This is a genomic window from Enterococcus sp. 2201sp1_2201st1_C11_2201SCRN_220225, assembly GCF_040925905.1.
Classification (GTDB): Bacteria; Bacillota; Bacilli; order Lactobacillales; family Enterococcaceae; genus Enterococcus_C; species Enterococcus_C asini_A.
Genome location: NZ_JBCOJC010000003.1, coordinates 42,783 through 52,911, shown reverse-complemented (window position 1 = coordinate 52,911; position 10,129 = coordinate 42,783). Strand labels below are relative to the sequence as shown.

The window sequence follows — 10,129 nt, the reverse complement described above, 5'->3', positions numbered from 1 at the left end:
ATGTTCAATACCGGCACATTTTGAAATTCAGCGACTTTGTTTAAATTGTAGTCATTAGTAACCACGGTGCCATCTAAGAGTTTGGCTAATTTCAGTAGTTTGCTGTCAACTTCTTGAATTTCTTCAAAGTCGCCATCGTACATTTCCACGGAGATGTCTTCTTCTTTTTGCAAGGCATTTAAAATGTCCAGTCCTCGGCGCCCTCGCACCCGTTTCAAACTGTCTCCAGAATCGGCAATGTATTGCAACTCGTACAAAACAAAATTAGGAATTAACAAAGTTCCTTCTAAAAAACCGGTCTTGGCGATGTCATACACTCGACCATCAATAATCACACTAGTGTCTAGAATCTTATACTTGCGGAAATGATCGTCCGCATTGCGTTCCAAAAGTTCTTGTTCTGCTTGTTGTTCGTTACGCTTTTTAGAAGAAGTAAAGATTTTCTTCCATTCTTCAATCCGGGTGGTACTGATTTGAAAACCAAGATACCCCAGTAAAATCATGATTAGAAAAGGAGCCACTCCTTTTACAAAAGGTACATCCCAGTTATAAAAGGGTAGTGAAATAATAACGCCAATCAATAAGCCAATAATGGTACCAATGGCCCCAAATAGTAAGTAAGTGAGACTGAGCTCACTGAGTTTTTTCTCGATGTAGGTAAGAGCTGTGGAGATATGTTTCACCAGAAATAATGAAAGTAAATAAAAAATAATTGCACCGATTAATAAGTTGGTGAAAACATTGTCTAACCACTGATTGCCCCCTTGACCAATTGCTGTCCACGCATATGGCATAAATGAGACACCCAAACTTGCTCCAGCCACCACCAGTAAAACTGTGATGACGCGTTTTTCCATAGATTTTTCCTCCTTGCATTTTTTAAGTAAAGCAAACATATTTTTCTTGTTTGCTTTACTATTCTGTTTTGTTGATACTAGCAATTGACTAGCCGAAGACTCGTTTTAAAGTCTCGCCAATGGTTGCCACAGGGACCACTTCAATGCCTTTTGGTGGTTCCCAGCCACTGAGATTATTTTTGGGCAAATAAACTTTCGTAAAGCCCAATTTTTGAACTTCTTTAACCCGGGATTCGATATTGCTCACTCGGCGCACTTCACCAGTTAGGCCAATTTCTCCAATAAAACACTCTCTAGGATCAGTCCCTTTTTCTTTGTAACTAGAAGCGATACTTACAGCGAGTGCTAAGTCAATGGCAGGTTCATTTAACTTCACACCACCGGCAGCTTTTAAATAAGCATCTTGGTTTTGCAAAAGCAATCCTGCTCGTTTTTCCAAGACTGCCATAATCAAGGAAACGCGGTTAAAATCTAACCCTGAAGTGGTGCGCTTGGCATTGCCGAACATGGTAGGTGTCACCAAAGCTTGGATTTCCACTAAAATTGGCCGACTGCCTTCCATTGCCACTACAATAGCCGATCCCGTGGCCCCGGCCAGACGTTCTTCCAAAAAGACTTCAGAGGGATTGACCACTTCTTTTAGCCCATTTTCCTGCATTTCGAAAATGCCAATTTCATTGGTGGAACCAAAACGATTTTTCACTGCTCGTAAAATTCGAAAGCTGTGATGCTTTTCTCCTTCAAAATACAATACTGTATCCACCATATGCTCTAACATCCGTGGTCCAGCAATAGAACCTTCCTTCGTCACATGACCCACGATAAAAATCGCAATGCCATTGGTTTTAGCGATTTTTAACAGTTCGGCGGTAGTTTCCCGCACTTGGCTAACCGAGCCCGCCACGCTAGTAATATCCGGTTGAGTCATCGTTTGAATTGAGTCAATAATCACATAATCTGGTTCGATTTCTCGAATGGAACGACTGATTTCACTCATATCCGTTTCTGCATACAGGTAGAATTCCGTATCAATACTGCCTAAACGCTCCGCTCGCATTTTAATCTGTTCAGCGCTTTCTTCCCCGGAAACATAGAGAACCTTACCGCCGATTTCCGCAAGTTGCTGAGAAACTTGTAAAAGCAAAGTAGACTTGCCAATTCCCGGATCCCCACCGATTAAAATCAAGGATCCGGGCACTACCCCTCCGCCTAGAACTCGATTAAGCTCTCCTAATTTGGTTTTTACTCGGGGTTCTTTTTTTGGTACTACATCAGCAATCTTCGTAGGCCGAGTTTTCTCCCCAGTTAATGAGGTTCGGATTCTGCGATCATCTGTATCTTGAATGGTTACTTCTACTAAGGAATTCCAGCTACCGCAGTTGGGACACTTTCCTAAGTATTTCGGCGAAGTATAGCCACAATGTTGGCATTCAAATTGAACTTTGGCTTTTTTGGCCATAAGACACCTCCAGTAGCCTTCATTTTACCACATAAGGGAAAGAAGTTGATAACCTCACTCTTTCCCGGAAGAACCAAAGCCCCCGGTGCGTTTGGTAGTACTGCGATCCTGATCGGCTTTTAAGAATGGCAAAAAGATTCCTTGCCCAATCCGCTCGCCTTTTTTAATCGTGACATCAAAAGGCCCAAAGTTAGTGAACTGAAACATAATATGGCCTTCATTATCCGGGTTGTTATAATAATCGCTGTCAATGACCCCTACGCCATTGGTCAATACCAAAAAGCGTTTTAATGGGTTACTGGAACGATTGCACAACTGCAAAAACTCCTCTTCTCCCATGTAGGCTTTGATTCCCGTAGGCACTAAAACCGGCTTTAAGTGTTTTTGAACTGTCTCCGTTTCAGTTTTTTTCAACAAGCCTTTGATTACTGGCAACAAACCACTGTGCCAAATGCTGGGAATTACCATATCTGCTGCTGCTTCAAAGTCATAGCCAGCTGCTTGGCGGGTAGCCCGCACCGGTAATTGAATATTTTTATCTTGAAAGGTTGTTACTACTTCAAATCCACGTTTTTTCATTTTGTACTCCTTAAACTTGATAGTTTATTTTAGCACACTACAAGACCTAAAACCGGCTCTTCATAAAGATTTCACTGAAACTTCATGACCAGAAAAAAAGGGATATTCTCTTTTTTGGTTAGGGTTTCACGTGAAACAATTAGAAAGAAAAGCGGTGGCGTCTGATAATTATCTGACAATTGTCATTTAGCGGATGAAATCTTACAAGAAACCTTGTACAATGGAAAGAAAACAATCGGAGGGGATTTTGTGCGAAAATCATTGGAAAAGGCCCAGCGAATCGTAATAAAAATTGGGACCAGTTCCTTAATTTACCCCAATGGCACTATTAATTTAGCCGGCATTGACCAATTAGCCTTTGTCTTAACAGACTTAGCCAATCGAGGTAAAGAAGTTTTGTTAGTGTCTTCAGGTGCAATTGGTGTGGGGATGAATAAACTGGGACTGAAGAAGCGCCCCACCTCTATTCCTGAACAACAAGCCGTAGCTGCCGTGGGACAAGCCGAATTGATGAACATCTACAATCATCGCTTTCTCACTTATAGTCAAATCACCGCTCAAATTCTGTTGACCAGAGATATTGTGGAGTATCCAGAAAGTCGTAAAAATGTAACCAATACCTTAAATCAATTGTTGAAAAAAGGGATTATTCCCATTATTAATGAAAATGATACCGTCTCCGTAGAAGAGATGGATCACCAAACCAAATTTGGCGATAATGACCAACTTTCAGCCATCGTAGCTCAGATTACTGCAGCTGATTTATTGATTATGTTATCAGATATTGACGGTTTTTATTCTGCTAATCCTAGTGTGGACCAACAAGCGATTTTATACCACACGGTCCACGAAATCACTCCAGAAATCTGCAAACAAGCCGGAGATAAAGGCAGTGAATTCGGCACTGGTGGCATGATTAGCAAGCTCTCTGCCGCCCAACGGATTTTAGAAGCAGACAGCGCCATGGTCTTAGCCAACGGAGAAAAGCCCCAAGTCATCTTTGATATATTAGCCGGCGCTGAAATTGGTACTTTATTTTGTAACGCAAATACATTCGAAAGGCTGTGACAAAATGGATTTAACCCTTTTAGGCCAACAAGCTCAAGCTAGCGCCCGAAAATTGGCTCTTTTAGACACCCAAGAAAAAAATCGCCTCTTATTGGCCATGGCTGATGCCCTGATTACCGCTACTCCTGAAATCTTAGTTGCCAACGAAAAAGATTTAGCTCAAGCTGACGCCAATGGTATCTCAGAAACTATGCAAGATCGCCTGCGCTTGACAAAAGAGCGCATTGAAGAAATGGCCGATGGTATCCGCCAAGTAGTTCAACTACCAGATCCCATTGGCGAAGTAGAAAAAATGTGGAAAAATGCCGATGGACTTTTAATTGGTCGTCAAAAAGTACCTTTAGGCGTTATCGGGATTATTTACGAATCACGCCCGAACGTTACCACTGATGCCGCCAGTCTTTGCTTTAAAACGGGCAACGCCGTTATACTCCGGGGGGGTAAAGAAGCATTCTCTTCTAACCAAATGCTAGTGGCGATTTTACAAAAAGCATTGATCAATTCTGGCTTTACGCCCCACGCCATTCAGTTTGTCGCGGATACTAGCCATGAAGTGGTCAACGAAATGATGAGATTGACAGATTATTTGGATGTCTTAATTCCTCGCGGGGGAGCAGGGTTAATCAAACGAGTCAAAGAATCCGCCACGGTACCAGTGATTGAAACCGGCACCGGCAACAACCACATCTATATCGACAAAAATGCCCAGCTGGAAATGGCCGTAAACATCGTGAACAATGCCAAAACTCAGCGTCCTTCTGTATGTAACGCTATGGAAACTTTATTAATCCATGCTGACGTTGCCTCAGAATTTCTTCCTGTTATTGCCGAAAAACTAGCCGATCACCAAGTAGAACTGCATGGGGACAAACGGGCTTGTCAGTATTTGCCAGAAGCCATCCCAGCCACAGAAGCAGATTGGTCTACGGAATTTCTTGATTATATTTTAGCCATTAAAGTGGTGGATAGTTTGGAAGAAGCCATTGAACACATTAATCGCTACAATACCAAACACTCTGAAGCTATCGTTACGGACAATTACTTTGCTTCTCAGAAATTCTTACAAGAAGTAGACGCAGCAGCCGTTTATGTAAATGCCTCTACTCGCTTTACCGATGGTTTTGTCTTTGGCTTCGGTGCTGAAATCGGCATTTCCACGCAAAAACTTCACGCCCGCGGACCCATGGGCTTAGAAGAATTGACTTCTACCAAGTATATTATTTATGGCGAAGGACAAATCAGAAAATAGAAAAAGTCCTGACAAAAACAGGCTAACTTTTAATGGTGTGAACTTTGCTTATTGTAGCGTTGTAGCCAAAACGATTTGCAAAGAGGCAAGATTATTTTCCCATAAAAAAACGTCGCTGAAAACTCAGCGACGTTTTTACTTGTTATTATTTCACTGTCCCAAACTTATTTAATGGCCAGAAGATAAACTTGGCATTGGAAGTGATACTGTCTTCTTCAATAGCCCCAAACACTCGACTATCTTTAGAAACAGTACGATTATCACCTAAGACAAAGAGGTGATCTTTGGGAACTTCAAAGGTAAAATCTTCCGTAAACAACTGACCTTCTGCCAGCTTGCTCTTAAATTCATCTAAGTATTCTTCCGGATATTCCTTGCCATCAATTAAAAGTTGATCATTTTTGTATTCCACGGTTTCCCCACCAAAGGCAATCACTCGTTTGATGTATTCTTTATCCGCATCTGGTGCATGAAAGCTCACCACATCAAAGCGGTTCACATCCCCAATTTTTAAGCCAATTAAGCGCTCAGAATCTTGCAAATTGGGATCCATGGAAGCTCCGTGAACTTCCACTGGTGTAAAAATAAACTGGCGTAACCCTAAAACGACTAAAACCAAAGCTACAATCCAAGCCACGTCTTTCCAAGTGAACCAGGCAGTCTTTTCAGTATTTGTTTTCATATACGTTTCCCCTTATGTTTTATCCCAGGAACTTCCCGGCTGTCTTTTAATGAGCCATTAAAATCATACTAAATAAGTGTATCAAATCTCCTTTGCAAATACACGCAGAATCACTTCTTTTCGCATTTTATTAAGAATTACAAAAAAATATCCGTCTCAAGTCCGATGGAGAAAAGAAGGAATTTTGCTATGCTATGGATGTAATGAATCAGACTTTCCTAAAGGAGGAAAACTCATGAGTAATTTAAGTAATCAATCCACCCTTGTTAAAATTCTCGCCGTGGTTGGCTTTTTAGTTGTAGCAGGCTTTGTGCTAAATGTTGTGTTAGGCATTGCCGGCGGACTGATTGGCTTGTTCTTCCGCTGGGGGATTCCGTTGCTGATTGCCTATTGGTTGGTCAGCTGGCTGAGCAACTCCGCTAAGAAAAGACGCTATTAAAAACAGGAACCCCGACGCGCTGGAATTAACAGCGCGTCGGGGATTTTTTTAGCCTAAAGCAATATCCAAAATCATCATGATAATAAAACCCAGCATCGTGCCAAATACAGCGAAATGGCGTTTACTACTTGAAGTCACTTGGGCTTCTGGAATTAACTCTTCCACCACTACATAGATCATAGCCCCTGCTGCAAAAGACAAAGCATAAGGCAAAAGTACCGTCACTTTAGAAACTAACAAGGCCCCTAAGACCCCAGCAATCGGTTCCACTATTCCAGAAGCTTGTCCATAAACAAATGACTTCCAACGGCTAAGGCCTTCTTGGCGCAATGGAATGGAAACCGCAGCCCCTTCTGGGAAGTTTTGAATCCCAATTCCTAATGCTACCGCAATGGCGGCAATCGCAGCGGCTTCAGGATTTTCTGCATTTGCTGCGGCCCCAAAAGCGACCCCCACTGCTAATCCTTCTGGAATATTGTGTAAAGTAATCGAAAAAACCAAAAGAATGGTTCGCTTTAAATGACTTTGAATCCCTTCTTGTTCGTGATTAGGCCCAAAGTGCATATGGGGAATTGTTTTATCCGCAAGATAGAGAAATAGTCCTCCAACACCAAAACCAATCGCCACCACTAGCCAAGGAATATCTCCGTTTTGTTCCGCCCACTCAATGGCCGGATCCAGAAGCGACCAAAAACTAGCGGCAATCATTACCCCAGACGCAAAGCCTAACATCAGATTCAAGACATCTTTTTTGATTTCTTTAAAGAAAAAAACTAGCGCTGCCCCTAATGCTGTCATGCCATAGGTAAAGCCACACCCTACTAAGGCTTGTTGCCAAGGAGCCAATTGTACAAACCAATCCAAAAATAAAACCTCCTCTACCTGTTTTTTTATCCATTTTATAGTTTTGCTTATTTACTGTTTTAATTCTACCATACATAATTTTTCGCCGCACCTAAAAACTTTTGATACAAAGAAAAAACGCCCCTAAAAGGAGCGCCGTGCTTATTTACTAAAAGCAAAGATGATGTGTTTAATACCGAACATCATAAAGTAGCAACCAATCAAAAAGCTTAAAGTCAATGCCGAAGAAAGTGGGTTCAAGAAAAGATAAATTCCTAAAATTACCCCTAAAACATTGATAATCAATGAAAACCAGAAATACCAGGTTTTAAACTTTCGAGCCGCTTCTAAGTTAAACAAATTGAAAACTGAGTCAATAATAAACCAGATGGCAAAGATAAAAGGCAAGGCAATCACCCCGGCTCCTGTGTTAAAGAGTAAGAAAATCCCGATGATAATATCAATTACCCCTAGTACAATAGGTAATTTTCCTTGATACCCCGTCAATTCCTCTAAACGACTGCGGAAAAAAATTTCATAAATCCCTTTAATAAAGGAAAAAATGGCATAAACCATGACAATTGTCAGCAGATTTGCCAGTGGCCTACGAAAACTCATCACCGCCGTAATTACAAACAACACACCTAAAAGCAATGAACCCCAATCAAAACTTTTTTTCGTTCCCATTTCCATTTAAACTCCCCCTTTAATAAAAGAGTACCTTACCTTCTGTTATGGGTCAAAAAATATCCTCATTTTTCAAGAATTTTCTTTGATTCTAGCTTTTTTCTGAAAAAAGCTAGCTCACCTTGCAAGTTTTACATAATCTGGCTATAATGCTAGGAGTTAGACAAAAAGGTTAAGGGTTCCTCCGGTGAACTGGGGGGACCCTTTTTAAAAATGAAATGAGGGAATTTAATTGATCACAGTTAGTGATGTAAGTTTACACTTTTCTGATCGTAAACTTTTCGACGATGTGAATATCAAATTCACACCAGGAAACTGTTACGGTTTGATTGGAGCCAATGGAGCTGGGAAGTCTACCTTCCTAAAAGTTCTATCGGGAGAAATTCAGCCTTCTACCGGGAATGTTAGCTTAGGTCCGGATGAGCGGATGGCTACGTTGAAACAAAATCACTTCGATTATGAAGAATATTCCGTAATCGAAACCGTCATTATGGGGCATAAACGCCTTTATGACGTGATGAAAGAAAAAGATGCCATCTACATGAAAGAAGACTTCACTGATGAAGATGGCATTAAAGCCGCAGAATTAGAAGGAGAATTTGCGGAGTTGGATGGCTGGGAAGCAGAGCCCGAAGCAGCGGTGCTTCTACAAGGATTGAACATTCCTGAAGACTTGCATCAGCTACCTATGAAAGAATTAACTGCCGGCCAAAAAGTCAAAGTCCTTTTAGCCCAAGCTTTATTTGGCAAACCAGATGTCTTATTACTAGACGAGCCTACCAATGGACTGGACATTCAATCCATCAACTGGTTGGAAGAATTCTTGATTAATTTTGAAAATACGGTAATTGTGGTTTCCCATGACCGCCACTTCTTAAACAAAGTCTGCACTCATATGGCAGATTTAGACTTCGGGAAAATTAAGCTTTATGTAGGGAACTATGATTTCTGGTTGGAATCTAGCCAACTGGCAACCAAGCTCCAATCCCAACAAAATGCCAAAAAAGAAGAACAAATTAAAGAACTACAAGACTTTATCGCTCGCTTTTCTGCCAATGCGTCAAAATCCAAACAAGCAACTTCCCGGAAAAAAATGTTGGAAAAAATCACCTTGGATGACATTCAACCTTCTTCCCGCCGTTATCCTTTTGTAGGCTTTAAGCCAGAGCGAGAAATCGGTAACGACCTGTTGCAAGTGGACAATGTCAGTGTAAGCATTGATGGCAAGAAAATTTTGGACAATATTTCCTTTACGCTAAATAAAGACGACAAAGTTGCCTTTGTGGCCAATAACGATATCGTAACTACTACTTTATTTAAAGTTATCATGGGAGAAATTACCCCAGATACTGGTTCTGTGCGCTGGGGAGTCACCACCAATCATTCTTACTTACCCAAAGACAACAGTCGCGAATTTGACAACGACTTGACGATTTTGGATTGGTTGCGCCAGTTTGCCTCTAAAGAAGAAGATGACAATACTTTCTTGCGTAGTTTCTTAGGCCGTATGCTGTTTTCTGGAGATGAGGTTTTAAAACCTGTTTCCGTCTTGTCTGGGGGAGAAAAAGTTCGTTGCATGCTCTCTAAACTGATGTTGTCAAAAGCCAATGTCTTAGTTTTAGATGATCCCACTAATCACTTGGACTTGGAATCCATTACCGCACTGAATGATGGTTTAATGGGCTTTACCGGCTCGATTCTATTTGCCAGCCACGACCATCAATTTATCCAAACCTTGGCTAACCGGATTATCGCCGTTTCTGATAAAGGATTGGTCGACCGGGCTGAAACCACTTATGATGAATTTTTAGAAAATCCAGATGTGCAAAAACGGGTAAACGAGCTGTTTGCATAATTATTCAATGAAACCCAGTTGATTTCTATCAGCTGGGTTTTTGTTATACAACAGAATATTTAAAAACATAATTCAGCATTACGTTTCCCTCTTTTCTCGCTAAAATTATAATAAATAACAAGAACGATAAGATGAAATTGCGATTAATAACAAGCTTCAACTTGTAAAATCTGAACAAAATAAGCCATTCAAATAATGAACGCAAATCATCTTGTTCTAGCAACAAGTCAATTCCTCCTTTTTAACCCCATCAAAAACCACTGGCTGGATTTCATCCTTTGAAAAAGCAAATCGAAGAGCAGAAACTTTAAAGCAGCATCCAAAACAGCACATTAAAGTTTTTTGTTTTCTTTGCTGGAGATTGAATTTTACCCCCTGGTGGTATTTTACGGTAAATAATCCCATGAAAAA

The 10,129-nt window shown here is 40.9% G+C and carries 10 protein-coding genes; 4 read left to right on the top strand and 6 right to left on the bottom strand.

What is annotated here, in order from left to right; genetic code table 11:
- The 3 genes from AB5754_RS01620 to AB5754_RS01610 form a co-directional block, all read right to left on the bottom strand.
- Window positions 1-857: PIN/TRAM domain-containing protein (locus AB5754_RS01620; RefSeq protein WP_368259440.1), on the bottom strand; the 857-nt coding region annotated here is incomplete at its 3' end.
- A gap of 88 nt (window positions 858-945) precedes the next feature.
- Window positions 946-2,316, bottom strand: coding sequence for a DNA repair protein RadA (radA, locus tag AB5754_RS01615; RefSeq protein WP_311834634.1), 1,371 nt, complete (start codon window positions 2,314-2,316; stop codon window positions 946-948).
- A gap of 54 nt (window positions 2,317-2,370) precedes the next feature.
- A complete protein-coding gene (locus AB5754_RS01610) occupies window positions 2,371-2,895 on the bottom strand; it encodes a dUTP diphosphatase (RefSeq protein WP_368250444.1) in 525 nt (174 codons plus the stop codon).
- 249 nt (window positions 2,896-3,144) lie between these two features.
- Between AB5754_RS01610 and proB the strand changes: the two genes are divergently transcribed.
- Complete coding sequence (gene proB, locus AB5754_RS01605; protein WP_368250443.1) at window positions 3,145-3,963, top strand: glutamate 5-kinase; 819 nt, start codon at window positions 3,145-3,147, stop codon at window positions 3,961-3,963.
- 4 nt (window positions 3,964-3,967) lie between these two features.
- Window positions 3,968-5,212, top strand: coding sequence for a glutamate-5-semialdehyde dehydrogenase (locus AB5754_RS01600; RefSeq protein ID WP_368250442.1), 1,245 nt, complete (start codon window positions 3,968-3,970; stop codon window positions 5,210-5,212).
- Window positions 5,213-5,357: 145 nt separating this feature from the next.
- On the opposite strand, the gene lepB is transcribed toward AB5754_RS01600, so the two are convergent.
- Window positions 5,358-5,894 carry a signal peptidase I gene (gene lepB, locus AB5754_RS01595; protein ID WP_311834630.1) on the bottom strand — a complete coding sequence of 179 codons (537 nt, stop codon included), beginning with the start codon at window positions 5,892-5,894 and terminating at the stop codon, window positions 5,358-5,360.
- A gap of 235 nt (window positions 5,895-6,129) precedes the next feature.
- On the opposite strand from lepB, the gene AB5754_RS01590 reads away from it, so the two are divergent.
- Complete coding sequence (locus AB5754_RS01590) at window positions 6,130-6,333, top strand: hypothetical protein (RefSeq protein ID WP_311834629.1); 204 nt, start codon at window positions 6,130-6,132, stop codon at window positions 6,331-6,333.
- Between the two features lie 48 nt (window positions 6,334-6,381).
- On the opposite strand, the gene AB5754_RS01585 is transcribed toward AB5754_RS01590, so the two are convergent.
- A complete protein-coding gene (locus AB5754_RS01585) occupies window positions 6,382-7,197 on the bottom strand; it encodes a ZIP family metal transporter (RefSeq protein WP_311834628.1) in 816 nt (271 codons plus the stop codon).
- A 141-nt stretch (window positions 7,198-7,338) separates the two neighbouring features.
- Complete coding sequence (locus tag AB5754_RS01580) at window positions 7,339-7,863, bottom strand: DUF308 domain-containing protein (RefSeq protein WP_311834719.1); 525 nt, start codon at window positions 7,861-7,863, stop codon at window positions 7,339-7,341.
- A gap of 232 nt (window positions 7,864-8,095) precedes the next feature.
- Here AB5754_RS01580 and AB5754_RS01575 point away from each other — a divergent pair, with 232 nt between their 5' ends.
- The gene (locus tag AB5754_RS01575) at window positions 8,096-9,718 is read left to right on the top strand and encodes an ATP-binding cassette domain-containing protein (protein ID WP_311834627.1); all 1,623 of its coding nucleotides are present in this window, start codon (window positions 8,096-8,098) and stop codon (window positions 9,716-9,718) included.
- Window positions 9,719-10,129 lie beyond the last annotated feature (411 nt).